Here is a 25,416-nt window from a genome sequence, read left to right on the forward strand (position 1 = left end):
GAACGGGGTCCAGGACCCCGTTCCCGTTTCCGCGTTTCAGACCAATGACGGATAATCGGCGATTCCAGGATTGCCCTTGACGTTCTTGAGCTTGGGTGTGTTCAGACGCTCGATCTTGACCGTCTTGATATCGCGTAGATAAGTCGCGACCGTCTCCCAGATCGGTTCGCCCGGCGACTGACTGCCGACCGTCGCCCAACCCGCCACCACGTAATTCTTGTCCGACTCGATCTTGGTCCCGTCGTCCAGTGTCATCTCCTGAATCCGCTTGCCGATGCTCTCGGTCGGATCACAGACATAGTTCATGCCTCCGAGCCGAACCATGTCGCCACCCTGCTGCACATAGGGATCGGGATTGAAGAGGTTGTCGCAAACGTCTTCGAGAATCGCCTTCAGATCCGCCCCCGTCATCTCACGACGATAGGTCTCGGGATAGGTGATACACGTCTGATCCATGACGTTATCCATGGTGATCGTCTGCCCCGGAAGCACCGTGGTGCCCCAACGGAATCCAGGCGAGAGACTGATCTGGGCATCATGGACCTTGCGCAGTGCATCGCAAATCAGCTGATCGAAGGTGCCGTTGAAATTACCGCGCCGAAACAGAGTCTCTTCGGCCACGGCCAATTTCTCTTCCAGCTTCGCCTTGTAGGGCGCGCGCACCCCGGCAATATAATCCGCCATGGCCGGATCGGGCTTGAGCAGATTCGAGAACACCGGCAGCAGACGATAGCGATAATCGTGCAGCCTGCCATCCTTGACGTCGAGATCCATCACCCCGACGAACTTACCGTTAGAGCCCGCGTTGGTGACCAAGGTCTTGCCGCTGGCATTGGCAACGATGGTCGGCGCCGGCACGCCATCGTGCGTGTGGCCGCCAAAGATGACGTCGATCCCGGTCACCCGCGAGGCCATCTTGAGGTCGACGTCCATCCCGTTGTGCGATAGGACGACCACCAGAGCCGGCTTCTCCTCCGCCCTGACCTGATCGATGATCTCCTGCATCCGCCCGTCCTGGATACCGAAGGTCCAGTCGGGGATGAAGCGCTGCGGGTTGGCGATCGGCGTATAGGGAAACGCCTGGCCCACCACGGCCACCTTCACGCCGCCGATCTCCTTGATACTGTAAGGACGGAAGGCCAGCCCCATGTCCTCGTCGAATCCGGCGAAATCCTCGAACTTGTAGTCGAACAGGGCCTCCTCGCGAACCTTGACGTTCTGGGCGACGAAATCGCCCTTGAAGGCACCGATATTGCGGATGACCTCGGTGTCCCGATAGGTGAACTCCCAATGCCCGGTCATGACGTCGACCCCGAGCAGATTGCAGGCGCCGACCATGTCCATGCCGCGCGTCCAATAGGCGGTACCCGAACCCTGCCAGGTATCACCGCCATCGAGCAGCAAACTGTTGCCGTCGCCGGCCTCAGTGCGCAGACGCTCGATCAGGGTCTTGAGATGGGCGAAGCCGCCGACCGCCCCGAATCGTTCGGCGCCCTCGGCATAGTTCAGATAGGTTAGGGCATGGGCCTCGATGCCGCCCGGCTCGACACCGAAATGATCGAGCAGCGCCTGTCCGACCAGATGCGGTGCCTTGCCAAGTGCATCGCCGATCCCGATGTTGACGTTGGGCTCACGGAAATAGATCGGATTCAACTGGGCGTGCGTATCCGTGATGTGAAGCAGGCGCACATTTCCAAACTTGGGCGTTTCGTAGAGATCGGCAGGAAGACGTTTGGCGGCGAAGGCGCCACCGGGAAGCATCCCGGCCGCACCGGCCAGGCCCAAGAGACGCATGAAGTCCCGTCGTGATAGCGACATTGGATGAGTTTCCTCCTCGGTAGTAAAGAGACGCGATGTGTCCCTTTTCATGTGTGCGGCGCAGACCGGGGTCGAGGCCAATTGAATGACTCTATGTTTGGCCAAGCCACTGGAATACCAGCCGTTCACCCCTTTGGGAATCCGGTTTACCCCCCATCTGAGCCCAAACCACTAGAGGTCGCTTTTTACACTAGCGGTCAAAAGCCGTGTCCATGCTAGGATTCGAAGCGCGGCAACCGGATCATCTCCGGAACGCGACCGCCATGACATTGCGCAATCCAGCCGGCCGCCTCTAGCGAACGGCGACCGGATCCAATGACATAGACACACCAATAAGCCGAGGAGGTTCGCTCATGTTGTCCTTTCGCCCATCGCGCCAAACCTTGCTTGCCGTCCCACTGGGTCTGGCGGCCCTGACGGCGAGCGCCGCATTCGTCGACATGCCCGACTGGGATCTCAACGGAGACGCCGCCGCCGGAAAAGTGATTGCCAACGACCGTGCCAAAGGCAATTGCGTCGCCTGCCACATGATGGCCGGCTCGGAGGGGCCGGGCGCGATCGGCCCGGTCCTGATCACCATGCAGACCCGTTTCGCCAGCAAAAAGGCGCTGGCCCGGCAGATCTGGGATCCGACGGTGAAGAACCCCGAAGCGGTGATGCCGCCCTTCGGCAAGCACGAGATCCTGACTCAGAAGGAATTCGTCGACGTCGTCGAATACATCTGGTCGCTCTGACCCACCGTCACGGGAGGCAACAGCCGATGAACCCTACACCGACCCACCTGCTCGCAACCGCCCTCGCCTGCCTGCTGGCCGTTCCAGCCGCGATCGCCGCGACGCCCCCGGAAGACCAAGCCACCTTCCAGCAGTATTTCAAGCATCGCTTTCCCACCGTCCCGCTCGACGAATTCAAGAACGGCTCCTATGCGATCGACCCCATCGGACGCGAAAACTGGGAGGCCATCGAGGAATTCCCGCCCTACGAGAACGCGATCAGCAACGGCGAGATCATGTGGAACACCGCCTTCGCCAACGGCAAGACCTACAAAGACTGTTTCCCCGACGGTCCGGCAATCGAGTCCAAATATCCCTATTGGGACAGCGATCGCGGCATGGTCGTCACGCTCCCACTCGCCATCAACGAATGCCGTGCCAAGAACGATGAAACGCCGCTCAAATACGGCAAGGGCCCAATCGCCGACCTGCTGTCCTACATCGCCTTCCAGTCACGCGGACAGATCACCAACGTCGTGATCCCAAACGACGATCCGCGTGCCCTGGAGGCCTACGAAAAGGGCAAGCATTTCTATTTCGCCCGACGCGGCCAGCTCAACTTCTCATGCGCCCAGTGTCACATGGGCAACTCGGGCACCACGCTGCGCACCGAGATCCTCAGCCCCGCCTTCGGACATACGACGCACTTCCCCGTGTACCGCTCCAAATGGGGTGAAATGGGCACCCTGCATCGCCGCTTTTCTGGCTGCAACAAACAGGTTCGCGCCAAACCCTTCAAGCTCCAGGGCGAGGAATATCGCGATCTCGAGTTCTTTCTGACCTATATGAACAACGGCCTCGAACTGAATGGGCCGGGCGCGCGCAAGTGATGCCCGGCGCCGGGGATCCAATGCCCCGGCCGGCCGAATACGAAAGACGAGGAGACCAAAACAGATGAAGAACCGTCACCATTCCATCGCAGCCATCGTCGCCGCGCTATCGCTGGGCATCGTCCCCATGACCAGCGCCTGGGCCACGCATCGCACCGAGGCGGAGCAGGCCATCGCGGAAGCCAAGGCGGCCCACGAAAAGGCGGCCGAGGCCGACGTCGCCTCGCTGGAGACCCAAACCCTGATCGAGCAGGCCGAGAAGCTCATGCCTTCGCGCCAGTTCACCAAGGCCGTCAAGATCGCCAATAAGGCAAAGATGCAGGACACCTTCGCCTACGAGCAGGCAAGCGGCAGCATCACGACCGACGTGGCCGCCGACCGCAAGGCCAAACAGGCGATCGACGCCGCCGAAAAGGCGCGCAAGCAGGCCGCCTCCGTCGGCGGAGAATGGCGGGATACAGCCAAGATGATCAAAAATGCAAAGGACCTCGAAAAATCAGGCCGTTTTGAGGAGGCAACCGAACTCGCCACCAAGGCCCAACATCAGGGTACGCTCGGATACGAGCAGGCCATGGCCGAGAAGGACGCGGACTTCCCGTCCTATGTGCCCAGACGGCAATAGGAATGCCGCAACAACACATCACGAAGGCCATCTCGACCACACACCCGCATTACCTCGTTGGGGAGAATTCCATCATGCGTAGAACACTGCATCTGACCACGCTGGTGCTGCTCGCCTGCTTGACGCTATCCATCTCCGCGTTCGCTGGAGACAATATGATCACCCCGACGCTCGAGAGCGTCGAAGCGGTTTACCAAGGCAAGCCCATCAGCATCTATCGCGGTCACGACCGCGACGCCACCCTGCCCGAAATCTTCCAGAAAACCGATCGCGGCTGCCCGCCCTTCTGCGTCCAGCCGATCGTCGCCATTGAGGGCGTCGAAACCATCGGCGAACTGGAGGTGCTCGGATACCTCAAACGCATCGCCCAGGGCGAGTCGAACATCATGGTCGTCGATTCCCGCACACCCGACTGGGTCATGCGCGGCACCATCCCTGGCTCGGTCAACGTTCCCTGGAACAAGATCAGCCGCGACTCGGCCGGCACCTTCGAGACACCCTCGGAGGCGGACACCTTCGATCACATTCTGGAAGATGAATTCGGAGCCGATCGCAACGCCGAAACCGGCGAGTGGGACTTCAGCGAGGCCAAAACCCTGGTGCTCTTCTGCAACGGTATCTGGTGTCCCCAATCGACCGCCAATCTCAAGACCCTAGTCGGAATCGGCTACCCGACTTACAAGCTCAAGTGGTATCGCGGGGGCATGCAGGACTGGGTGAGTGTCGGCCTGACCACGGTCCAACCCTGACCCACAAAACAGCGTTCGCAACGCTCAAACCCGCCGACCGGACCCCGGCCGGCGAGGGGGAAGGTTCGTTCCAGCACTACGCGTTTGATCCAATCCACTGTAGAATGCGCCGATTCGCGCGAGTGGCGGAATTGGTAGACGCGCTGGATTTAGGTTCCAGTGGGGAAACCTGTGGGGGTTCGAGTCCCCCCTCGCGCACCAAACATCAACGCGATAGACACACATCAACCGGGCTTTGCCCGGTTTTTTGTGCGCTTGAGCGGCCTGAAATCGCGGGTTCAAGCTTTCAAGCGCTTCGTCGAGCGCGAGATCGATGCGATTGGCGCCCTGATGTTCACCCGATGCCTGTGTCGGCGCACACGACCCGATTGCGCCCGAGCCGCTTGGCTTCATAGAGAGCAGCATCGGCAACGGCCGTCAGCTCCTGGCTGGGGTGGTCGTCCAGAGCAGCGAGCCCTGCGCTGAACGTGCAATGGAATTGGTCGCCCACGCTGGACAGGTGCAACAGGGAGAATTGCTCGCGCAGCTCGTTCAAGACCTTCTCGGCGGCCGCGAGCGGAGTATCCGGCATGAGGATGGTGAATTCCTCTCCGCCATAGCGCCCGATGATGTCATAGCGACGCAGTCGCTTGCGCAGCAGTTGCGCCAGGCTCTTGATGACCCGGTCGCCGACAGGATGGCCATAGGTGTCGTTGATCCGCTTGAAATGATCGATGTCCAGCATGGCGAGCACTAGGGGGGAACCGCTCCTGCTCGCGCGCGACGTCTCGGCCTCGACCTGGAGGTCGAAGGCGATCCGGTTGAGCAACCCCGTCAGACTGTCCTGGCGGATGAGGGCGGTGAGCGAGCGAAAGCGGGCGATCCGCAGCTCGACTGCGCTCACCAGGTAGGTATCGCCGATGGGCTTGGTGAGAAAATCGTCCGCCCCGGTTCCCATCGCAGACAATTGCCGCTGACGATCGGACTCGCCGGACAGGAAAACGATGGGCACGCTGGCATAGCGCTCGTCCTGACGGACAATGCGTGCGGCCTCGATGCCGTTGCAGTCCGGCATGTGCAGATCCATCAAGATCAGCTCCGGATTGACCTCATTGAGGCTGTCGAGCAATCTGCGCGGTTCGCTAATGGCGACGGCATGCATGCCGGCACCCCTGAGCACCTCGGCGTAGTAGTCGCCGGAGCGCGCCTCGTCGTCGAGGATCAGCACGCGATAGGCGTCCTGAGGCTGCTCGCCGGTGAGCTTATCGAGCAGGTCGGCCAAGCGGTGGATATCGAGCGGCCTGGTGAGATAGGCGTCGGCCCCGGTGCGCACGGCGGCCAGCCGGCTGTCCCAGTCCCAGCGATCGGAGACGATGATGACGGGCGTATGGGTGGCGAGCCGCTGCGTGGAGGGACCGAGCCTCGGATCTGACGAGTGTCCTTCCGTCAGGATCTCATCCGAGATGATCGCCACGGGCCGACGGGCATCCAGCATCCTGTCGAGCTGCGTGCGCGCGCACCGAACGACATCCCACCCGAAGTGGCCGAGCTGTTCCGACAGTTCTGCGGCGACTCGCGGATCGTTTTCGATCAGCAGCAGACAGGGGGCTTGCCCATCCGCCGTCTTCGTCCGGCTGGAGCCGGAGAGGGCGGCGCCGTCCTCTTCGGCGGTTTCCTGGCCCTCCGCAACCTGTGGCGATTGCGGTTTCAGCATCCGGATACGTGCGCTGATGCGAGCGGCCAATTCGGAGCGGACAGGTCCTTCCGTCTGGCGGAGCCGCTCGGCCAGACACTCGATCTCCTTGGTGTGGCGACCGAGCGCCGGCTGCCCGAGGGTTCCGGAAGTACCCGCGAGACTGTGCGCCCGATGAATAAAGCCATCCAAGGCGCTTGGCGGACTTGCAGGCTCCAACGCATGCGACCAGGCCGCCTCCAACTCATAGAGCAGAGTCGGTAGTTCCTTGAGGAATTGCGCCTCCATCTGGCGCAGTCTCCCGCGACGACTCGGCTGAGATGAAGACATAAGCGGCTCTCCACAGGGCTTGGGCATGAGATGGCTTCAGACGAGAGGATGCTGCAGGAGGGCGCGAATCTCCTCACCGAGCCGCATGGGATCGAAGGGCTTGGAGATCACCCCGAGCGCCCCGAGTGCCTTGAGGTACTCGCACTCCTTCGGCTGAACCTTGGCGGTCATAAAAATGACAGGGGTACGGGCCAGATTCTGCAGCGCCCGCAACTTTTGCAACGTGGTCGGACCGTCCATGCCCGGCATCATGACGTCAAGCAGGATGAGGTCCGGTGAGAGTTCCGGGGCACAGGTCAACGCCTCTTCCCCGGAAGCGCACTGAGTCAACCGAAAACCACCCTCTTCCAGCGCGAAATCGACAACCTCCCGGATGTCCGGCTCGTCTTCGATATGTAGGATATGCAGTGTCATGGTGTGCTCCTAAGACTCTAATCCTGCTCGCTCGTCGGCGGATCTGGCTGCGGATCGGCAACCGTGCCGTCTGAGCTGCGCTCGATCCATTCGGGCAGGTCGAAATAGAAGGTCGTGCCGATCCCTGCCTGAGAGAGATAGTCGACGCGCCCATTGTGCCGCTCCAGGATCACCTTGGTGATAGACAGCCCCAATCCGGTGCCGCCCTTCTCGCGCGTATCGGAGCTATCGGCCTGGGCGAAGCGCTCGAAGATGCGGCCCTTGAAGTCCTCGGGAATGCCCGGCCCCTCATCCTGAACGCTGACGCGGAATCCCTCCCCTTGGCGCCGCAGCCCGATCTGGACCACGGCGCCCGACGGTGAGTACTTCACGGCATTTGAGATGAGATTGGCAAAGACCTGCAGCAAGCGATTGTCGTCGGCCAACACCGGTGCGCGCGTCAGCTCGAAGCACCCCGAAAGCGTCACCTGGTGCTGACGGGCATAGCCCTCATTGGCCTCCAATGCCTGGCCTGCGATCGAGACGAGATCACAGGGATGGAGATCGAAGTTCATGCGCCCGGAGGTGAGCTTCTCCAGGTCGAGAATATCGTTGATGAGCAAGGTCAGACGGGCACTGTTGCGCTCGGCCATCTGGAGCAGATTGCGCCCCTTCTCGGGCAGGGCGTCGGCATAGCGTCCGATCACCAGGCCGATCGCACCACGGATGGAGGTGACGGGGGTGCGCAGCTCGTGACTGACGGTCGAGATGAGTTCGCTCTTCATGCGCTCCAACTGCTTGCGCGCGGTGATGTCGCGCACCATGCCGATAAAGAAGGGCTGACCGTCGCGCTCGATACGGGAGACCGCCAGCTCCATGGGAAAGGTGTCGCCGTTCTTGCGCCGCCCGGTGAGCTCGCGCGTGTGGCCGATGACCTTTTGCTCGCCGGTGCGCAGATGGTGGCTCATATAGCGATCGTGAGCGGAGTGATAGGGCTCGGGCATCAGCATGCTGAGGTTGTTTCCGACCACCTCGGCGCCCGCATAGCCGAAGATGCCCTCAGCGGCCAGGTTGAAGGAGGTGACGATGCCGTCGGCACCCGCCGTGATGATGGCGTCGATCACATTGTCCAGGATAGCCTGCGTGTGCCGGGACTGATCCTTGAGGGCCAACTCTGCCTGCTTGCGCGCCGTGATGTCGGTGAAGACCGCATAGACCCGGTGCACCCGGCCGCTCACCTCGTCCTGCCTGGGATAGGCATCGACCAGGATCCAGCGCCATGGCACGGCTCGGTCGTGGCGGATCCCCATCACGACATCCGTGACGGGCGTGCTGCGCCTTAAGGCGACCATCACCGGGTACTCGGTGGCGAAAAAGCTGCTCCCATCCTCGTGGACGACCTGCCACAGTGAGTCGACCGAGGTCAGTTCCCGCATCTGCTCCAGGGTGGTGCCGAGGATGCGCTGCGCGGCGGGATTGGCATCAAGGATGCGCGCGTCGGCGTCGTGGATGACCACGCCTTGTCCCAGGTGCAGGTAGACCGAGCGGAAACGATCTTCGGACTCCTGGCGTCGGGCGGTCATCTCCGCGGCCAGCGCCAGCGCCTGCGCGCGGCGATCGACCAGCAGGCGAGTGAGGGCAAAAAGGGCCAGGCTGATGCCGATTCCCAGTCCAAGCACCAGCCAAACGGTCACCGAATCGGTTTCGGCATCGAAGCCCGGTCGGCTGTATAGGTTCAGCGTCCAGGTACGACCATAGGCATGGATCTGCTCCTGACTGCGATGGCTGGGCTGCAGATTCGACTCATCGGCGTGGTGCTCGGCAGACTCGAACATGAGGGCATTGGGCTCGGCGTGATCGCTATCGTAGATCCTAAAATCGATCGACCGGCTGCTGCGCTCGCCGAGGATCCCGACCATCAGGTCATCGACGCGATAGGGACTGTAGACGAAGCCCCGGAGCGCCTTCCAGCGTGCCTCCACCGTGTCCAGAGGCAGATCGGGCCGATAGATGGGCACGTACATGAGGAATCCGGCCTGCTCCTTGCCGTGGGTCTCCTGCACCAGGCGGACCTTGCCCGAGATGGTGGTGGTGTTGGTGTCGACGGCCGACTGCATGGCCGCGCGTCGGGTCTCCTGCGAGAACATGTCGTAGCCAAAAGCCGCGAGGTTGCGCCCGGAGAAGGGCTCCAGATAAACGATGGCGGTATAGAGCGGACGCGCGCCGGGCGGCTTGACCTGATAGTCGGGGAAGCCCTGTGCGCGCACTGCGGCGATATGCGCCGCCAGCTGATCGGGCTGGATGACTTGGCTGTAGCCGACACCCAGGATGCCGGGGTAGTTCTTCGCCAAGCTCAGTCGCTCGACATAGGTGTGCCACTCCTCGCGGGACACCTCCTTGCTGGCGTCGAACAGGCCGGCACCACCGAGCAGGATCTGCTTGTGGTCGAGCAGACGCTGGGCGATCGCCTCGCGGATCTCGCGGCTGAGCAGCTCGAACTGTCGATTCGCGAGCACCTGTCGCTGTTCGGTCAAGCCGTTCCACGCCAGCAGAACCGGAAGCAGGGTGGCCAGCAGCACGATCCAGGGGATGAGGCTTCGAATCCCGGCGTTCCCTGCTCGTACGGACTCTGGGGGGGATGAGCGAATGGCTTGCGTCCTATCTTGCATACCAAATTTCCGAGATGTTTTGCTGTAACCCACGCAGCATTCTTGGATTCGATCGACTCCCTGATCTGCCGAAACGGCGCGAAAACAGCCGCATCACGGAATCGTACGTACGTCCCCAACAGCTACGTGCGATACCTCGGGCATCGACCGCCCGTGATCAAGGATGCTCGGGTTACTGCGACCGCGCCCGGTCGTCGTCGGTCTGCACGCCTGATCCGAGCCATTCGTCCATCAAGGCATGTCAATTCACTCAGAGACGACTTATGTCGTCCTATCCACATCCGCTCCAAGGTCGGGTCGCGTTTCCCATTCCTCAATCGGCTTGGGTTTCCCGAGCAAATAGCCCTGAAAGCGGTGGCAGCCGTTCTCGCATAGAAAACGCCGCTGCGCCTCGTTCTCTATCCCTTCGGCGACGACCTCCAGTCCGAGTGACTGACTCATGGCAAGGATCGCCCGGACGATGGCTGCATCGTTTGGATCCGTGGCGATGTCGCGGATAAACGACTTGTCGATCTTCAACTGATCCAGCGGCAGTCGTTTGAGATAGGACAGCGAGGAGTAACCTGTGCCGAAGTCGTCCATCGAAAAGCTCACCCCCAGCGCCCTGAGCTGGTTCATTCGGCTAACGACCTGTTCGGCGTTCTCCAGCACGACACTCTCGGTCAGCTCCAGCTTGAGCCGGTGCGGATTGGCCCCGTATCGCTCCAGGCTGGCCTGGACCTGGGCGACGAAGTCGGGCTGATGGAATTGCCGCGCGCTGACATTGACCGCCATACGTAGGAAGCGGGTCCGTTCACTCGCCTCCCACGCTTTGATCTGAGCGCAGGCCGTATCCATGACCCATTGACCGATCGGCAGGATGAGTCCGGTCTCCTCCGCCAGTGGAATGAATTCCAGCGGCGCGACCAAACCATGACCCGGCCGGCGCCAGCGCAACAAGGCCTCGGCGCCGAAACAGCGACCATTCTGGTCGATCTGAGGCTGATAGAAGAGCTGTAGCTCGCCTTTGAACAGCGCCTGACGCAGCGCGGTCTCCAGCGCCATGCGCGACTCGATGGTCTTCTGCATGTTCGGGTTGAAAAAGCGGGCCGTGTTGCGTCCCGCACCTTTGGCCTGATAGAGCGCGACGTCCGCCTGCTTGAGCAGTACCTCGATCGAGGTATCGTGACCGCGAAAGAGTGTCAGGCCGATACTGGACGTACAGTAATGGGCCGGCTCGGCGGAGGCCAGCGCATAGGGCATGTTGAGGGCGAAACGCACCTTCTCCGCCGTCATCTCGGTTGCGTTGGCCGCCGCCTGTTCTTCGGTTCCGAGGTTTTCCAGGATCACGACATATTCATCCCCCCCCAAACGGCCGACCGTGTCGCCCTCGCGAACGCTGGTCGTCATACGTTGTGCGGCCTCGACCAGCAGCCGGTCGCCGACATCATGCCCCAGGGTATCGTTGATGGCCTTGAATTGATCCAGGTCGAGCATCATCAGGGCGCCGTATTGGCGACTGCGATGACTGGCGATCAGTGCGTGCTCCAGCCGATCGACCAGCAAACGGCGGTTGGGAAGCCCTGTGAGGGGATCGAAATAGGCAAGATTGCGAATCTGTTCCTCGTGGACCTTGCGCGCAGTAATGTCCTGAGCGGTGAAGGTCACGCCCTTGTCGAAATCGTCCGGATCGATCGGCGACGAGGACAGAATGACATTGATCAGTGATCCATCCTTGCATCGCCAGCGGGTCTCCACGGTGCCGATGCCCTGTGCCCGGATCTGGTCGTATTTCTCGTGCCCGACGAACTCAAATTCTGCATCGGACGGATAGAGCAGCCGTGCCGACTGACCGATCAACTCGTCCTGGCGGTAACCGGTCATGCGCAGCAGTGTATCGTTGACCTCCATGAAGAGACGCCTGACCACCACGCCGATGCCCACGGGCGCGACGCGCAAGATGCTATTGGCACGCGCCTCGCTGTCGCGCAAGGCCTCTTCCGCCCGCTTCTTATCGGTAATGTCGCGCGTGATCGAAAGGATGCAGGTTTCGCCCTCAAGGGTGATCAGGTGAGCCGACATGAGTGCGATGACGATCTCGCCGTTTTTTTTGACGAAGCAGGCCTCTAGATTTTCGCAATAGCCATCGCGCGCGAGCGCATTCACGAGTTGCCGGCGAACGGCCAGGTCGTGCCAAATTCCAATGTCGCGCGACCTCTGGCCGATCACCTCGTCACGGCTCCAGCCGGTCAAACGCACGAAGCCATCGTTGACATCCAGGTAGCACCCGTCGGAGAGCCGGTTGATATTGATCGAATCGGGACTGGTCTGAAAGGCCAGGCGATAGCGCGTTTCGCTGTCGGTCAGTTTGCGTTCGGCCCGTCGGCGTTCGGTGATATCCTCGCCGGCGCTGAGACTGCCGATCACCCGGCCCTCGGCGTCCCGGATACTGTTGTTGTGCCACGCAATCAAGCGTTCCGCGCCCGAGCGGGTACGGACCGGGTTATCGACACACTCCGAGCCCAGCAGGTCCCCGTTCAAGATGTTGCGATGGATGGCGCGGATTTCCGCCACATCGATATCGTGAGGAAGACAGGTTGAGAACCAGTCCCGGCCGATCAATTCCGCTTCCTGATAGCCCAGCAACTGACAGCCCTTGCGGTTGACCAGTGTGATACGGCCCTCGACATCCAGGGCGACGATGATGGCCTCGACTGTCTGCAGAATATTGCGGATCGTGTCGTGCTCCTGACGTAGCCTTTCCATGGCATCGCCATCGCACGGCTCGAATTCGACGCCCGTGCGCGTCGCCAGGATGCATGGGTCCACCTGGATCGGGTCGATGTCGATCAGTGGCGTGCGGGCGATCCCAGGGTGCGTCATATCGGATTCAATGATGCAACGGCCCGCACTCAAGAGCTGATCGCGGGCGGTGAAGGCTGGATCGTAGAACCAATTGGGAATCGGTCGTCCGACCTGCCAGGCGGCCAGGGGAGCGATACGCGGCTGGCCCGGAATCAGATGGGTGACGAGGACAGGGTCGAGCATCAGTGTCTCGGCGGTATGACGGACGGCCGTCTCGCAGAAACGCCTGCGGTTCGGGGCGGAGATGAAAGCGGATTCAAACGTCCGGCGTTCGTTCACGTCCATGATACCGGCCACCTCCATCCTAAAAAACAGGAACCTATGACCACTGAGTATCCGCGTCATCTGGGAAGGAAGTCCAGCGACGCCAGACAAGAGGCCAAGGCCAAGCTCAAGCGACCAAGGACTGCCGGCGACAGCGCCCTGATCGGCACAGGAGGATCCGGTGCCCCAGACACCGGGTATGGTCGATCGCCGCTCAGCCAATGACGATGACGCTGAAACCGACGCCGTAAAACATCAGTACCAACCAACTCTCGAAACCGATGTTTCCGATCCCGTTGCGCTCACGCCGAATCAGGCCAAGCAGCAGCGTGGCAGTCAAAAGGATCGTCAGGCTGATGATGAACAGCGGCTGCTCGCCGATGGCGTGGTAGATCGACCCCGGCCGGTAGGCGGCATCGGAGAGCGCCAGAAACAGCACATCGAAGGTGTTGCCGCCGATGATGCCACCCACGGCGAGCGTCAAGGCCCCCTGGCGGACGGCCGCAACCGCAGTGACAAGCTCCGGGAGCGAGGTCACCACCGAGGTGAACAAGGCGCCGACCAGAGTCTCGGACAGGCCCGTCAGACGCACCAGCGACATCCCTGAAAGTCCCACGAGATAACCGGCGACTCCCACCAAAACCACGGCCACCGCGAATCCCATCCAGAGTCGACCCTGCCCGGCTCCATCGGCGACGCTCTCGCCCGGAACGTCTTCGAAGGTCTCGCCGGTTCGCACTGGATGCCAGGCCGGATCATCCCGGGTCAAGGACGCCAGGCGCAGACCGAACCCGTATAGGATCAACAGGCAGATCGACGCCGGATGTACGCCAAACAGCGTCACCGGCGGCGCTGTCGCCGCCATCAGCGGCACCGCGAGCAAGGCACAGAGCATGGCGCCGTTGATGAGATTCGGCAGCGAGGCGGCGGCGTGCTCGAGATTGGCTCGCCGGTAAAAAAGATCTGCGACGACGAGAAAGACGGTCTGCACCGCGATACCGCCCACGGCGTTGCTGACGGCCAGCTCCGCCTTGCCGGCGGAGGCGGCGGTCATCGACACGACGATGCCGGACAGCGAGGTACTGGCCCCGAGCAGGATCGCACCGAACACCGCTTCGCCAAGCCCGGTCAGATCGGCCAACCGGTCCGCCAAGCGCGCCATGCGTGTTCCGACCAAGGCAATGGTCGCTCCGCTCGCGACAAAGACGAGGAGCGTCAGGCCCAAGGGCCAGTGTTCGGGAGCAGGCATGGGGGATCGCGGTTTCCTAATCCGACTCAGCTCAGCAGGCCGAAGAGACGCCCAGGCAGATGATCGCGGATCGCCGCAGCATCTTTCGCTTCGGTCATCAGTCTCGGTGCCTCCTCGATGCAGTTCGTGTGTCGCGCTCCGCGCGCTGGTGATCGAGCCCTGTCGCTTCGGGTTTCCCTGCGTTGCGCATGACGGAAACCACCCAGCGGGGCGCGGTTGAACGTATGACGCATCAAAAAAGCAAACGAGATGCCAATCGCGATCGTCGCCCGTGTCGCGCCAATGGCAGCCGTAGCCAAACCATCAGGGTGCATTTCAGCCGTTTCGGCTGTTTCGCCGGGGCAAATCCCCCTCAATCGAAGGCATCTAAACCGCGCTCAACCGCAGGCCCAGGCCAATGGAAGCCTGCACGGCTGACCGCCAAATCCAGACGGTCGTGACCTCTCTGCACGATCCCTATGCGCCATTCCAGGATGGCGTGACCAAAACCGGTACAGCTGTTGCTTTTTCGTCTGTCACCGATGTCACCCCCGGAAGAAGCGGCTCTGTCTTTCGGCTGCTCAGGAATGCGATGACGACTCACACACGACGAACCCTGCTGCTGTTGCTGCTGACGCTCGCCGTCGGAACAGCCCTCTCCGCTTGGCTCTTCCGCGAGACCTTGTTCGCCAACGGTGGCCAGGAAGACGCGGCGCAGGGACGACCGCCGCCGGCGGTCGAGACAGCGCGGGTAGAGCGCGCGACCATTGCCGATAGGATCCGCGCGACCGGCACGCTGCAAGCGCCGGAGGCGGTGACCATCACCGCGCGCACAGCCGGGCGTGTCGATAAGATCCACTTCGAGGAGGGCCAGCGCGTCGCCAAGGGCGCACTCTTGGTCGAGCTGGAACGCGATCGCTCCGAGGCGGCGGTCGAGCGCGCCGCCGCGCGTCTGGAGCAGCGCTCCAGCGCAGAGGCCAGACGCAAGGAACTGATGGCGAAGGATTTCGTCTCCGCTTCGGAGATGGACAGCGCCGAGGCCGCCGCCCGGGAGGCCAAGGCACAGCTGCGCATCGCCAGGAAGGATCTCGACGACCGGCGTATCGAGGCACCCTTCGCCGGCGTCATCGGGCGTCGTCTGATCAGCATCGGGGCCCTGCTGAAGCCCGGCGATCCGATCGCGCGTCTCAGCCGCACCCAACCGCTGGATCTGTTGTTCATGGTTCCCGGCGTCGAGATCGGACGCATCGCCCCCGATCAAAGGGTCGAAGCGACGACACCGGCCTATCCGTCGCGCCGCTTCGACGGCGCCCTGACCCTGATCGGCACCGAGGTCGATCCAGGCACCCGCACCCTGCCGCTGGAGGCAACCTTCGACAACCCGGATGGCCTGCTCAAACCGGGGATGTTCATGCAGGTGGCATTGATCGTCGGTCAGCGCGACACGCTACGCGTCCCCGAGGCCGCCGTGATCACCGAGGGGCCGAACACCTTGGTCTATGCCTTGAGACCACCGGCTGAGGATGAAAAGAACAGCGACGCCAAGGTCGAGCGCCGACGGGTCGAGACAGGCACGCGCCGCGACGGTTGGGTCGAGATTCGTGACGGCGTCGCGGCGGGCGAGCGCGTCGTCGTCGCCGGGCTCCAGGGACTGCGGGACGGTCTCGCCGTGCGCCCCACCTCCGCGTCCAAGGCGTCCGACAGCGGCGCGCCTCCCGCCGAATCGACGCCTCCCAACGAATCGACGGAGGAGCGGCGATGAAGCCGACGACCCTCGCCGTCACCCGGCCGGTCGCGGCCACCGTGCTGTCGCTGCTGTTGCTGGTATTGGGCATCTTCGCCGTGCTGACGCTACCGGTGCGCGAGTACCCGGATGTCGACGAGCCGACCGTGACCGCCACGGTCATCTATCCCGGCGCCTCCGCCGAGGTGGTCGAACGCGAAGTGACCGAACCCATCGAAGAGGCGCTCAGCGGCATCGACGGTGTGCGCCAGATCCGCTCCAATTCGCGCGACGGGCGCAGCCGCGTCGAGGTGGAGTTCACGCTGGACCGCAACCTGGATCTGGCCGCCGCCGACGTGCGCGACCGCATCTCCACGGTGCGCAACGAACTGCCCGAGCAGGCCGAGGCACCCGAGATCGCACAGCGCTCGCTCCAGGCCCAGGTGGTGATGTGGTTGCTGCTGACCAGCGACACCATGGACCGCCTGGAGCTCTCGGATCTCGCCGATCGTGTCCTCGTCGATCCCCTGTCGACGGTCTCCGGCGTGGCGACGGTACTGTTCGGCGGCGAGCGCCGCTATGCCATGCGCATCGATCTGGATCCGGCCAAACTGACCGCGCACGCACTGACCGTGCTCGACGTGGAGCAGGCCCTGCGCGCGCGCAATCTGGAGCTACCGGCCGGGCGTCTGGTCTCGGACAGCCGCGAGTTGACCCTGCGCACCATGACCGAGCTGGAGAAACCGGAGGCCTTTCGCGAACTCATTGTCGCCAACCGCGACGGCGCGCAGGTGCGCCTCGGCGACCTCGCCGACATCGACTATGGACCGGAAAGCTATCGCACCGCCGTGCGCCTGGACGGCAAGGATGCGATCGGGCTCGGCATCGTCCGACAGTCCGGCTCCAATCTGGTCGCGGTCTCGTCGGGCGTGCGCGAGCGTATCGAACAGCTCGCCAACCGCATTCCAGACGATGTCGATCTGACCATCGCCTATGACTCGGCGACCTTTGTCGAGACCTCCATCCGCCAGATCCTGCTGACCCTGGCGATCACGGTCGCGCTGGTGGTGGCCGTGGTCTTCTTCTCCCTGGGCTCCTGGCGCGCGACCCTGGTGCCCGCAGCGACAATCCCGGCCTCGGTCGTCGGCGCCTTCATCCTGCTCTACGCGCTGGGCTTCTCGATCAATGTCTTGACCCTGCTGGCGCTGATCCTGGCCATCGGCATGCTCGTCGATGACGCCATCGTCGTCAGCGAAAACGTCTTTCGTTTTTCCGAGCGGGGCAAGCCACGCCTGTTGGCCGCCGACCTGGGCGCCGGCGAGGTGGCCTTCGCGGTCCTGGCGACCACAACGGTACTCTTGGCCGTCATCGCCCCGCTCGGTTTCCTGACCGGCGACGCGGGACGTCTGTTCAGCGAATTCGCGGCCAGTCTCGGCGGCGCGCTGGCACTGTCGAGCCTGGTCGCCTTGACGCTCGGGGTCACCCTGGCCTCGAAGCTGATCGCCGCCGAGCGCATTCAGGACGGCGCGCTCTATCGGGCGATCTCGCGAGGCTTCGAGCACACCAGCAACGGCTATCTGCGCCTGCTGCGCGGCGTGCTCGGATGGCGTTGGCTGGTCGTCCTCTTGTCTCTGGCGCTGCTCGGCGCGACGGTCTGGCTGTATCGGGAGCTGCCGCGCGAACTGTCGCCGCGCGAGGATCGTGGGGTCGTCTTCATCCCGGTGGCCGCGCCCGAGGGCGCGACCCTCGATTACATGCGCGACATCCTGTCGAAGATCGAGACCGTGCTGCTGCCGCTGACCGACAATGAGGGACCGGCACGGCATGTAATCTCGCTGGTGGCGCCGCGCAGCGCCGGTCAGGGGCCGGTCAACTCCGCCATCGTGATCCTGCGGCTGAAGGATTGGAGCAAGCGCAAACAGAGTCAGTTCGCCATCACCGCCTCGCTACAGCCGAAACTGGCCGCCATCACCGGCGCTCAGGTCTTTGCGATTAACCCGCCCAGTCTCGGCGGATCCAACGCCGGGCAGCCGGTGCAGATGGCGCTGGTGGGCGAGAATCTCGATCAGCTCCATCAACTGGCCGAGCAGGTACTGGCACAGGCCGGTTCGATGCCGCAACTGGCGCAGGCGCGGCTCGACTATCAACCGACCAATCCGCAGCTGCGCATCCACATCGATCGCGACCGCACGGCGGCACTCGGTATCGAGATCGCCGACATCGGCCGCACGCTCCAGCTCCTGATGGGCGGCGAAGACGTGACGGACTTTTCCATCGATGCGAAGACCTACGAGGTCATGGTCCGCGCCCGCCAAGCCGATCGCGCCTCGCCGCAAGACATCGGCGAGATCAATGTCCGTGCCGCAGACGGCTCGCTGGTCGCCCTGAGCGGGCTGATCGAGACCGAGGTCATCGGACGCGCCGCCGAACTGCATCGGGTCGACAGGCTGCCGGCGGTGACGCTGAAGGCCACACTCACCAGCGGCACCGCATTGGGCGATGCCCTCGCCGCGCTGGAGGCCAAGACCGCAGCGCTCTTACCCCCGGAGGTGGAAATCCGTTGGCTCGGGGCCAGCCAGGACTATCAGCGCTCTGGCCGAACCTTTGCGCTCGCCTTCGCGCTGGCGCTCACCATCGTCTTCCTGGTGCTCGCGGCCCAGTTCGAGAGCTTCGTCCAGCCGCTGGTGCTGCTCGCCGGTGTGCCGCTGGCGGTCTTCGGCGCCCTCATGGCGCTGTGGATCGGCGGCGGCTCGATCAATCTCTATAGCCAGATCGGCTTCATCCTCGCCATCGGCATCATGGCCAAGAACGCGATCCTGCTGGTGGAATTCATCAACCAGCTCCGCGATCGGGGTCGTGCGCTACACGAGGCGGTCGAGGAAGCCGCCAAGGCGCGCGTGCGGCCCATTCTCATGACCTCGATCGCCACCTTCTTCGGCGCCCTACCCCTGATCCTGGCGATGGGACCTGGGGCCGAGACACGCAAGATCCTCGGGCTCGTGATCCTAGGCGGCGTGCTGTCGGCGACCCTGTTGACGCTTTTCCTGGTGCCTGTGCTCTATCTGCTGCTCGCGCGGCGCACACGTCCCCGCGCCGCTCTAGCGCATGCGCTGGAGGAGCAGCGTGCAAAGGATGCACAAGCGAGCGCGCAGGAACCCTGACCCGAACGACCGGCTGAAATGCCCCGCGAGGTTGCTCATGGGGCCCGCCACGACGAAGCCCGCGACTCGGTTCCGGCGCGCCCACGGCCTGGCATCGAATCTGCGTGGCCCATGAGACGCACTGAAGGACGTTCAAGAATCGCCTTCTGGGCAACCGTTCAACCTAGAAAAAGCAGTCAGCCGCCAGCGATCAGCCTCCAGCGGCTATTTTCTCGAGGTTTTCGCTTCTTGCGGGCTTCACCGAATGGGTGAGCCTTGGCAGAGCGCCCCTAATAGCTGGCTGCTGGAGGCTGGAAGCTGACAGCTCTTTTCAGGTTCAAACCCCACAGCATTGATCCAAGCCACGAGAGGAAAGGCAAGCAATGACAACCAAACTGCTGGTGCTCTACTACAGCATGTACGGCCATGTGGAAACGATGGCCGAGGCCGTCGCCGATGGTGCGCGGAGCGTGCGGGGTCTGGAGGTCAGCCTGAAACGGGTCGCCGAAACCATGCCCGAGGATCAGGCCCGCGCCGCCGGAGCCAAACTCGATCAGGCCGCGCCGCTCGCCCGACCGGAAGAGCTTTCCGACTACGACGGCATCATCTTCGGCACACCGACGCGCTACGGAAACATGTGCGGACAGATGCGCACCTTTCTCGATCAGACCGGAAGCCTGTGGATGCAGGGCGCCTTGATCGGCAAGGTGGGCAGCGTCTTCACATCGACCGCCTCGCAGCATGGCGGACAAGAGACCACGCTCACCTCCTTCCACTCGAATCTCCTACACCTGGGGATGGTCGTCGTCGGTGTTCCTTACTCCTGCCAGGAACTCCTGAACATGGACGAGATCAGCGGCGGAACCCCCTACGGGGCAAGCACCATGGCCAAGGACGACGGCAGCCGCCAGCCCTCGGACAACGAGTTGGCCATCGCACGTTTCCAGGGACGCCATGTCGCGCAGATCACGCGCTGGCTCACCATCGGTGCCACATAGCGCTCACGAGATGCCGCTTGACGGGTTCTCCGGCCGCGAGCCGGCCTATCCGTCGATCACAGCATGCCAGTCAACCGGTGATTGATGACGCGCGCAACTTTATGAATGGAGGCACGGCAGAAACCTACGGTGGTTATAGCCCACCCGATAGTTGATACCCACCACTCCGTCGCGCCCGGTGCAGCCTCTTCGCCTGATTTCACGCACAAACCAGCGCCAGAAGGTGCCCTGCAATGCTTGGCCTGGTCTTTGCTTAGTATTCATTGCTTTTTGCAACAACGACAAAGGAGGAATTCAAATGAGCGAACGAGAAGCCTACATCGACCAGATGAAAGCGAAGCTCGACCAATGGAACGACGAGATCGGCGTACTCGAGGCCAAGGCAAAGGTCGCCGGTGCCGATGCCAAGGTGAAGTACGAGGAATACCTCTCGACGCTGAAGGAAAAACAGGCCGACGCATCGGCGCGGCTCGCGGAGTTACGCGACTCGAGCGGCGACGCCTGGCAGGAAATCCGCCATGGCGCCAGCCAAGCTGCGGACGCCTTGGGCGAGGCGCTGAAGTCCGCAAAGTCCAAACTCCACTAAACCCAGAGCGTTCCCGGACCATCAGCAGCCGCCGCCAGCGGCGGTCCGGGCTGGGGGCTGGGGTCGATTTCGCCCTGCCCCAACCATTGAGGCACGCAGTACCAGTCGGCCCCAGTCCCCCTTGAGACCGCGCCAGCAAACCCGGTTACCTGCCGGCCCACTATTTTCATTCGCTCGCGACTCACCCCAAGACTGAGAGGAGAACCGAGATGAAAACCTTTCTGAGCAGAGCCTTGATCGTCGGCGGCATCGCAATGATCGGACTCGCAGCAAACAGCCATGCAGCGACCACGGATGCCATCCAAGCCGGCTCGGCCACGACGTTCATGCAAGAGGCGGCCGGGCTGATGACGTATGCGCCCCGCTGAGGGTTAGCGGTCAAGCGCGGACGCAAGAGGGTCCGACCACCTTGAGCCCAAACCAGACAGGCAGTCACTCAAAGAGGTCGAGACGCCATGCATGCACCCGACGCAGATAAGGCAGAAGACCAACCGCTCTACGGCAAGCAGACGCGGCTTGCGCTCGACAATTTTCGTATTGGCGGCCAACCGCTCCCCGGCGCCTTCATTCGCGCCCTGGGGTTAATCAAAGCAACGGCCGCGCGCGTCAATGGCGCGCTGGAGCTCCTGCCGACGGATATGGCCGAGGCCATCGCCGAGGCGGCGGACGCGGTTTCCGAGGGTCGCCACCAGGACCAATTCCCAGTCGACGTCTTTCAGACCGGCTCGGGCACCAGCACCAACATGAACGCCAACGAGGTGATCGCGGCACTGGCCGAGCGCCGACTCGGACGCCCGGTCCACCCGAACGATGACGTCAATCGTGGACAGAGCAGCAATGATGTCATCCCGACGGCGATCCATGTCAGCGCGGCCTTGGCCCTGCGCGCGCTCACCGAACGTCTCGGCTCGCTGCAGCGTGCGATCGAGACCCGTGCGCAAGCGCTCGATTCGGTCGTCAAGACCGGTCGCACCCATCTGATGGATGCGGTGCCCATCACCCTCGGACAAGAACTGTCGGGCTGGGCGGCCCAAGTCGCGGCCGACGCCGAGCGCTTGAACGACGTCGAGCGACGCCTGCTCAGGCTCGCCCAGGGCGGCACGGCCGTCGGCAGCGGACTCAACAGCCACCCAGAGTTCGCCGAGCGCTTCGCCTCGCTGCTCGCGGCCCGCACCGGGATGGCATTCCAGCCGGCACCCAATACCTTCGCGGCGATCTCCGCCCAGGACACGGCCGTCGAGCTGAGCGGTCAGCTGCGTGTGACCGCGATCAGCCTACTCAAGATCGCCACGGATCTGCGCTGGATGAACAGTGGTCCGATCGCCGGACTCGCGGAGATTCGACTGCCAGAGCTGCAGCCTGGCAGCAGCATCATGCCCGGCAAGGTCAACCCCGTCATTCCGGAGGCCGTGTCCATGGCTTGTACCCAAGTCATCGGACTGGATGCCGCGATTGCCTTGGCCGGTCAAGACAACAGATTTCAGCTCGCGACCATGCTCCCGCTCATCGCCCTCGACCTGCTGGAGCAGCTCCATCTCCTACGCGGATCGGCCGAGGCACTGGAGACCCAGACCATCGACCGCTTCGAGGTCGATGCCGAGTCCCTGGGCAAGCGCGTCCGCTCCAATGCCATGCTGGCAACGGCCTTGACGCCGCGCATCGGCTACGATCGAGCAGTCGAGATCGCACGCGCGGTGCACGCGCAAGGCCGTGAAGTGATCGAGGTCGCGCGCGAGATGACCGATCTATCCGATCAAGAGCTCGAGGCGCTGCTCGAACCGAGTCGCATGACCCACCAGGAGTAGGCGCGGTCCAGGAACCATCCGCTAGCAGCGCTAGCGGTCGTGCGCGATCGCCCAGTCAGCGAACCCCCGCAGATAGCGGTCGAGGCGCTCGAGCGCGCCACGGTCCTGCAGGATGCCCTGAGCGTCAAAGGCGTTCTGGGCCATGGGCAGGAGCTGGTCCGGATAGGGATAGACGGGGGTCAGCGTGGCCGCGAGCACGTCACGCAGATGCGCCTGTGCCCTGGCGCCGCCGACCGCGCTCATGGACGCGCTCAGGATGCCGGCCGGCTTGTTGGCCAGCACGGAGGCGTAGGCCGGACGCGAGGCCCAGTCGATCGCGTTCTTGAGAACTCCTGGGATGCTGTAGTTGTACTCGGGCGTCGCGAACAGCAGCGCCTGAGACGATGCGATCGCCTCCAGCAGCGCCCGGACGGGTTCTGGCTTGACCTCCCCGTCCAGCGCCGCGTCGTAGAGCGGGATCCCGGACAGATCATGGATCTCCAGGCGAATACCTTCCCCGAGCCGCTGCTCGGCGGCCCTCAGCAGTGCGCTGTTGTAGGAACCGGCCCTCAGGCTGCCGCTGATACCCAATACCTTCATGACCCAAGGTCTCCTATCGTTCGACGAATGCAACAGGTTTCGAGTTGGACCCAGTCAGGCCGGAATGTCAACCGCCCCTCGGCCACGCGCCCCGAATGCCCTGCCCGTTGCGGTTGATGGACGAGCGTCCCTGCTCGACCTCAGCGGAAAGAAGAGTCGCGAGTCCGACTCCTGTTCCGCCGTCAGTTCGACACCGAAACGGGCACGTAATCGGATGCGTCGTACTCGAGACGGGAGATCAGGGCCTGCTCCGAGTCGGCGAAGCCGGGGACCGCGTAGCCCTCGCTGCGCCGCTCGAGATCCTTCAGCGGGACTGCGGCCAACTCGGCACCGACACCGGCGAATCCGCCGACCGAGACGAGCGCATTCAGACGACCGGTCGTGCGATGACGCACGATCCCCTCGATCGTCCCCAGTGCGTCACCCGAATCGTTGACGAGCGTCTTGCCGACGAAATCCGCAGCTCCCGTCGCGACCGATCCGGTCGCCGTGCCGGACCGCGAGGGCTTCGTGCGCGATTCCACCTGTCTCGGGATGTCCCGTGAGGTTTGGGTACGGGATTCGAAGTGCTCGGAATTAGGCGACATCTCATAATAGCTGCCGTCTCCCTCAGCGATTGCCGCGACAGGCGCGTATGCCAGCGCCGTGATCGCAAATGCCGCCGGTGCAAGTGTGCGCAAGCTGATCATGGATCTCCTCCTGTCTATCGTGGTTGCGACGTTGGCGTTCATCTGGATTCCTGCATTCACCTTGCCAAGAGCTCGAATATCGGCCGCAACCCGGTCTGACGGCCAAACCGCCGCCCGGATCGACCGATGTAAGGCGTGGAATCCACCAGGCCCGGGGGATAAGCCCCGATCGAAACATCACACCCTCGGCAGCTCGCTGCCTCCGCGCACATAGGTGTCCACAGACTCGGCGCACTGGCGCCCCTCGCGGATGGCCCACACGATCAGCGACTGACCGCGCCGCGCGTCCCCGCAGGCGAAGACGCCCTCGCGACTCGAGCGGTAGTCGCCGTCGCCGGCGGCGATGTTTCCGCGTCCGTCGAGGCGCAGATCCAGTTCGGCGATGACGTCGCCGTGGGCCGGGTGCCGATAGCCGATCGCGATCAGCACCAGCTGGGCCGGCAGATGCCGCGACTCGCCCGTCACCGGCTCGCGCCGCCAGCGGCCGTCGTCGGTGCGAGACCAGTGCAGGCGCTGCAGATCGACCCCGGCGACGCGCTCCCCGTCCGCGTCCGCGCGGAAGGCAACCGTCTCCCAGCCCCAGATGCGTCGTCCGCCCTCGGCCTCGTGGTCGTTGGGCTTGAGCTCGGGAACCGGCTCGGGCCAGTGCGTCAGCACGTCGCCCTGATGCGGGGGCTCGGAGTGATACTGGATCTGGGTGACGCTTCGGGCCCCCTGGCGGATCGCCGTGCCGACGCAGTCCGATCCCGTGTCCCCGCCGCCGATGACCACCACGTCCAGATCGCGCGCATCCATGTGCCGTCCCTTGTCCATGCCGCAGTCGAGCGAGCGATTCTGTCCGCTCAGATAATCGAGCGCGAAATGGACGCCTCCGAGTTCTCGGCCCGGAACCGTGACGTCCCGTGGCGTGCTCGATCCGCAGGCGAGCACCAGGATGCTGCCCTCCGTCATCAGGTCCCGCGCGGGCAGGTCCGCACCGACCCTGACGCCCGTCCGGAAGCGCACGCCCTCCTCGCGCATCTGATCCAGACGCCGGTCCAGGATCCGCTTCTCGAGACGGAAGTCGGGAATCCCATAGCGCAGCAGTCCGCCGATCTTCGGCGCCGCCTCGTAGACGGTGACCGCATGCCCGGCGCGGGCGAGCTGCTGGGCGCAGGCGAGCCCGGCGGGGCCGGAGCCGACCACGGACACCTGTCCCCTCGGCGCGTCCAGGGACGCCGGAGTCGGCCGTTGCGGCCTCACCCAGCCACGCTGCCAGGCGTGCTCGACGATCGCCAGCTCGATGGCGCGGATGGTCACCGGAGAGCCGCTGAGCCGCAGCGTGCAGGCGTCCTCGCAGGGCGCCGGGCAGAGCCGCCCCGTCAGCTCGGGGAAGTTGTTGGTGGACTCGAGCTGCTCCCAGGCCGCGCGCCACTCGTCCTCGCTCACCAGGGCGTTCCACTCCGGGATCTGGTTGTGCACCGGGCAATGGCCGTGACACCAGGGCACGCCGCAGTCCATGCAGCGCGCGCCCTGCTCGGCGGCCCGTGGATCGGGCAGCGGATTCTCGTACTCGTGCCAGTGGCGGATACGTCGGCCGGGCGCCTGGCGCTCCGGCTCGACCCTCGGGATGCGGAGAAATGCAGTGGGGCTATGCATGGGAATCACCTCCCGCCACGCGGGTGGATGCGGAGGGCGCAGCGGCTCTCACGCGAGGTGCCGGCT

At 63.6% G+C, this 25,416-nt stretch carries 20 protein-coding genes and 1 tRNA gene; 11 read left to right on the forward strand and 10 right to left on the reverse strand.

Annotated elements, in window-relative coordinates:
* Positions 1–36: 36 nt before the first annotated feature.
* Complete coding sequence (soxB, locus tag THIDRDRAFT_RS12040) at positions 37–1,818, reverse strand: thiosulfohydrolase SoxB (protein WP_007041128.1); 1,782 nt, start codon at positions 1,816–1,818, stop codon at positions 37–39.
* Between the two features lie 353 nt (positions 1,819–2,171).
* On the opposite strand from soxB, the gene soxX reads away from it, so the two are divergent.
* From soxX to THIDRDRAFT_RS12065, 5 genes are all read left to right on the forward strand, one after another.
* Positions 2,172–2,552: a sulfur oxidation c-type cytochrome SoxX gene (soxX, locus tag THIDRDRAFT_RS12045; RefSeq protein WP_007041129.1), complete on the forward strand. Its 381-nt coding sequence runs from the start codon at positions 2,172–2,174 to the stop codon at positions 2,550–2,552.
* Between the two features lie 26 nt (positions 2,553–2,578).
* The gene (gene soxA, locus THIDRDRAFT_RS12050; protein ID WP_007041130.1) at positions 2,579–3,421 is read left to right on the forward strand and encodes a sulfur oxidation c-type cytochrome SoxA; all 843 of its coding nucleotides are present in this window, start codon (positions 2,579–2,581) and stop codon (positions 3,419–3,421) included.
* A 64-nt stretch (positions 3,422–3,485) separates the two neighbouring features.
* Complete coding sequence (locus THIDRDRAFT_RS12055; protein ID WP_007041131.1) at positions 3,486–4,043, forward strand: hypothetical protein; 558 nt, start codon at positions 3,486–3,488, stop codon at positions 4,041–4,043.
* Positions 4,044–4,117: 74 nt separating this feature from the next.
* Entirely contained in the window at positions 4,118–4,792 is a 675-nt protein-coding gene (locus tag THIDRDRAFT_RS12060) for a rhodanese-like domain-containing protein (protein WP_007041132.1), read from the forward strand.
* A gap of 116 nt (positions 4,793–4,908) precedes the next feature.
* Positions 4,909–4,993, forward strand: a tRNA-Leu gene (locus THIDRDRAFT_RS12065).
* Between the two features lie 133 nt (positions 4,994–5,126).
* On the opposite strand, the gene THIDRDRAFT_RS12070 is transcribed toward THIDRDRAFT_RS12065, so the two are convergent.
* From THIDRDRAFT_RS12070 to THIDRDRAFT_RS12095, 6 genes are all read right to left on the reverse strand, one after another.
* Positions 5,127–6,794 (reverse strand): diguanylate cyclase, encoded by a 1,668-nt coding sequence (locus THIDRDRAFT_RS12070; RefSeq protein WP_040844720.1) that lies wholly within the window; start codon positions 6,792–6,794, stop codon positions 5,127–5,129.
* Between the two features lie 36 nt (positions 6,795–6,830).
* A complete protein-coding gene (locus THIDRDRAFT_RS12075; protein ID WP_007041134.1) occupies positions 6,831–7,208 on the reverse strand; it encodes a response regulator in 378 nt (125 codons plus the stop codon).
* Positions 7,209–7,225: 17 nt separating this feature from the next.
* Positions 7,226–9,856 carry a CHASE domain-containing protein gene (locus THIDRDRAFT_RS23825; RefSeq protein ID WP_007041135.1) on the reverse strand — a complete coding sequence of 877 codons (2,631 nt, stop codon included), beginning with the start codon at positions 9,854–9,856 and terminating at the stop codon, positions 7,226–7,228.
* A 261-nt stretch (positions 9,857–10,117) separates the two neighbouring features.
* Positions 10,118–12,985, reverse strand: coding sequence for a sensor domain-containing protein (locus tag THIDRDRAFT_RS12085; RefSeq protein WP_086009932.1), 2,868 nt, complete (start codon positions 12,983–12,985; stop codon positions 10,118–10,120).
* A 193-nt stretch (positions 12,986–13,178) separates the two neighbouring features.
* Complete coding sequence (locus THIDRDRAFT_RS12090; protein WP_007041137.1) at positions 13,179–14,213, reverse strand: sodium:calcium antiporter; 1,035 nt, start codon at positions 14,211–14,213, stop codon at positions 13,179–13,181.
* A 26-nt stretch (positions 14,214–14,239) separates the two neighbouring features.
* On the reverse strand, positions 14,240–14,527 hold the full coding sequence (locus THIDRDRAFT_RS12095) for a hypothetical protein (RefSeq protein ID WP_139058714.1): 288 nt from the start codon (positions 14,525–14,527) through the stop codon (positions 14,240–14,242).
* A gap of 257 nt (positions 14,528–14,784) precedes the next feature.
* Between THIDRDRAFT_RS12095 and THIDRDRAFT_RS12100 the strand changes: the two genes are divergently transcribed.
* The 6 genes from THIDRDRAFT_RS12100 to THIDRDRAFT_RS12120 all read left to right on the forward strand — a co-directional run bounded on the left by THIDRDRAFT_RS12100 (position 14,785) and on the right by THIDRDRAFT_RS12120 (position 22,444).
* Entirely contained in the window at positions 14,785–15,954 is a 1,170-nt protein-coding gene (locus THIDRDRAFT_RS12100) for an efflux RND transporter periplasmic adaptor subunit (protein ID WP_050984711.1), read from the forward strand.
* On the forward strand, positions 15,951–19,076 hold the full coding sequence (locus tag THIDRDRAFT_RS12105; protein WP_007041139.1) for an efflux RND transporter permease subunit: 3,126 nt from the start codon (positions 15,951–15,953) through the stop codon (positions 19,074–19,076). The genes THIDRDRAFT_RS12100 and THIDRDRAFT_RS12105 overlap by 4 nt, the downstream gene beginning before the upstream one ends.
* Before the next feature lie 362 nt (positions 19,077–19,438).
* Positions 19,439–20,053, forward strand: a complete 615-nt coding sequence (wrbA, locus tag THIDRDRAFT_RS12110; RefSeq protein ID WP_007041140.1) for an NAD(P)H:quinone oxidoreductase — start codon at positions 19,439–19,441, stop codon at positions 20,051–20,053.
* Between the two features lie 298 nt (positions 20,054–20,351).
* Positions 20,352–20,639: a sll1863 family stress response protein gene (locus tag THIDRDRAFT_RS12115; protein WP_007041141.1), complete on the forward strand. Its 288-nt coding sequence runs from the start codon at positions 20,352–20,354 to the stop codon at positions 20,637–20,639.
* A 209-nt stretch (positions 20,640–20,848) separates the two neighbouring features.
* Positions 20,849–21,007, forward strand: a complete 159-nt coding sequence (locus THIDRDRAFT_RS26170; RefSeq protein ID WP_007041142.1) for a hypothetical protein — start codon at positions 20,849–20,851, stop codon at positions 21,005–21,007.
* A gap of 87 nt (positions 21,008–21,094) precedes the next feature.
* Positions 21,095–22,444, forward strand: coding sequence for a class II fumarate hydratase (locus THIDRDRAFT_RS12120; RefSeq protein ID WP_007041143.1), 1,350 nt, complete (start codon positions 21,095–21,097; stop codon positions 22,442–22,444).
* Between the two features lie 30 nt (positions 22,445–22,474).
* Here the strand turns inward: THIDRDRAFT_RS12120 and THIDRDRAFT_RS12125 are convergent, their stop codons facing one another.
* The 3 genes from THIDRDRAFT_RS12125 to THIDRDRAFT_RS12135 form a co-directional block, all read right to left on the reverse strand.
* The gene (locus THIDRDRAFT_RS12125) at positions 22,475–23,023 is read right to left on the reverse strand and encodes an NADPH-dependent FMN reductase (protein ID WP_007041144.1); all 549 of its coding nucleotides are present in this window, start codon (positions 23,021–23,023) and stop codon (positions 22,475–22,477) included.
* Positions 23,024–23,205: 182 nt separating this feature from the next.
* Entirely contained in the window at positions 23,206–23,712 is a 507-nt protein-coding gene (locus tag THIDRDRAFT_RS26175; protein WP_007041145.1) for a PRC-barrel domain-containing protein, read from the reverse strand.
* 177 nt (positions 23,713–23,889) lie between these two features.
* On the reverse strand, positions 23,890–25,350 hold the full coding sequence (locus tag THIDRDRAFT_RS12135) for a glutamate synthase subunit beta (protein WP_007041146.1): 1,461 nt from the start codon (positions 25,348–25,350) through the stop codon (positions 23,890–23,892).
* Positions 25,351–25,416 lie beyond the last annotated feature (66 nt).

The sequence above is a fragment of the Thiorhodococcus drewsii AZ1 genome (assembly GCF_000224065.1).
GTDB lineage: Bacteria > Pseudomonadota > Gammaproteobacteria > Chromatiales > Chromatiaceae > Imhoffiella > Imhoffiella drewsii.

Coding starts and splice junctions, on each gene's coding strand:
- THIDRDRAFT_RS12105 (WP_007041139.1), top strand. CDS start 15,951: ATGAAGCCGACGACCCTCGCCGTCACCCGGCCGGTCGCGGCCACCGTG.
- THIDRDRAFT_RS12060 (WP_007041132.1), top strand. CDS start 4,118: ATGCGTAGAACACTGCATCTGACCACGCTGGTGCTGCTCGCCTGCTTG.
- soxA (WP_007041130.1), top strand. CDS start 2,579: ATGAACCCTACACCGACCCACCTGCTCGCAACCGCCCTCGCCTGCCTG.
- THIDRDRAFT_RS12075 (WP_007041134.1), bottom strand. CDS start 7,208: ATGACACTGCATATCCTACATATCGAAGACGAGCCGGACATCCGGGAG.
- THIDRDRAFT_RS12095 (WP_139058714.1), bottom strand. CDS start 14,527: ATGCACCCTGATGGTTTGGCTACGGCTGCCATTGGCGCGACACGGGCG.
- THIDRDRAFT_RS12125 (WP_007041144.1), bottom strand. CDS start 23,023: ATGAAGGTATTGGGTATCAGCGGCAGCCTGAGGGCCGGTTCCTACAAC.
- THIDRDRAFT_RS12120 (WP_007041143.1), top strand. CDS start 21,095: ATGCATGCACCCGACGCAGATAAGGCAGAAGACCAACCGCTCTACGGC.
- soxB (WP_007041128.1), bottom strand. CDS start 1,818: ATGTCGCTATCACGACGGGACTTCATGCGTCTCTTGGGCCTGGCCGGT.
- THIDRDRAFT_RS12070 (WP_040844720.1), bottom strand. CDS start 6,794: ATGTCTTCATCTCAGCCGAGTCGTCGCGGGAGACTGCGCCAGATGGAG.
- THIDRDRAFT_RS12055 (WP_007041131.1), top strand. CDS start 3,486: ATGAAGAACCGTCACCATTCCATCGCAGCCATCGTCGCCGCGCTATCG.
- THIDRDRAFT_RS23825 (WP_007041135.1), bottom strand. CDS start 9,856: ATGCAAGATAGGACGCAAGCCATTCGCTCATCCCCCCCAGAGTCCGTA.
- wrbA (WP_007041140.1), top strand. CDS start 19,439: ATGACAACCAAACTGCTGGTGCTCTACTACAGCATGTACGGCCATGTG.
- soxX (WP_007041129.1), top strand. CDS start 2,172: ATGTTGTCCTTTCGCCCATCGCGCCAAACCTTGCTTGCCGTCCCACTG.
- THIDRDRAFT_RS12115 (WP_007041141.1), top strand. CDS start 20,352: ATGAGCGAACGAGAAGCCTACATCGACCAGATGAAAGCGAAGCTCGAC.
- THIDRDRAFT_RS12135 (WP_007041146.1), bottom strand. CDS start 25,350: ATGCATAGCCCCACTGCATTTCTCCGCATCCCGAGGGTCGAGCCGGAG.
- THIDRDRAFT_RS12090 (WP_007041137.1), bottom strand. CDS start 14,213: ATGCCTGCTCCCGAACACTGGCCCTTGGGCCTGACGCTCCTCGTCTTT.
- THIDRDRAFT_RS26170 (WP_007041142.1), top strand. CDS start 20,849: ATGAAAACCTTTCTGAGCAGAGCCTTGATCGTCGGCGGCATCGCAATG.
- THIDRDRAFT_RS12085 (WP_086009932.1), bottom strand. CDS start 12,985: ATGGACGTGAACGAACGCCGGACGTTTGAATCCGCTTTCATCTCCGCC.
- THIDRDRAFT_RS26175 (WP_007041145.1), bottom strand. CDS start 23,712: ATGATCAGCTTGCGCACACTTGCACCGGCGGCATTTGCGATCACGGCG.
- THIDRDRAFT_RS12100 (WP_050984711.1), top strand. CDS start 14,785: ATGACGACTCACACACGACGAACCCTGCTGCTGTTGCTGCTGACGCTC.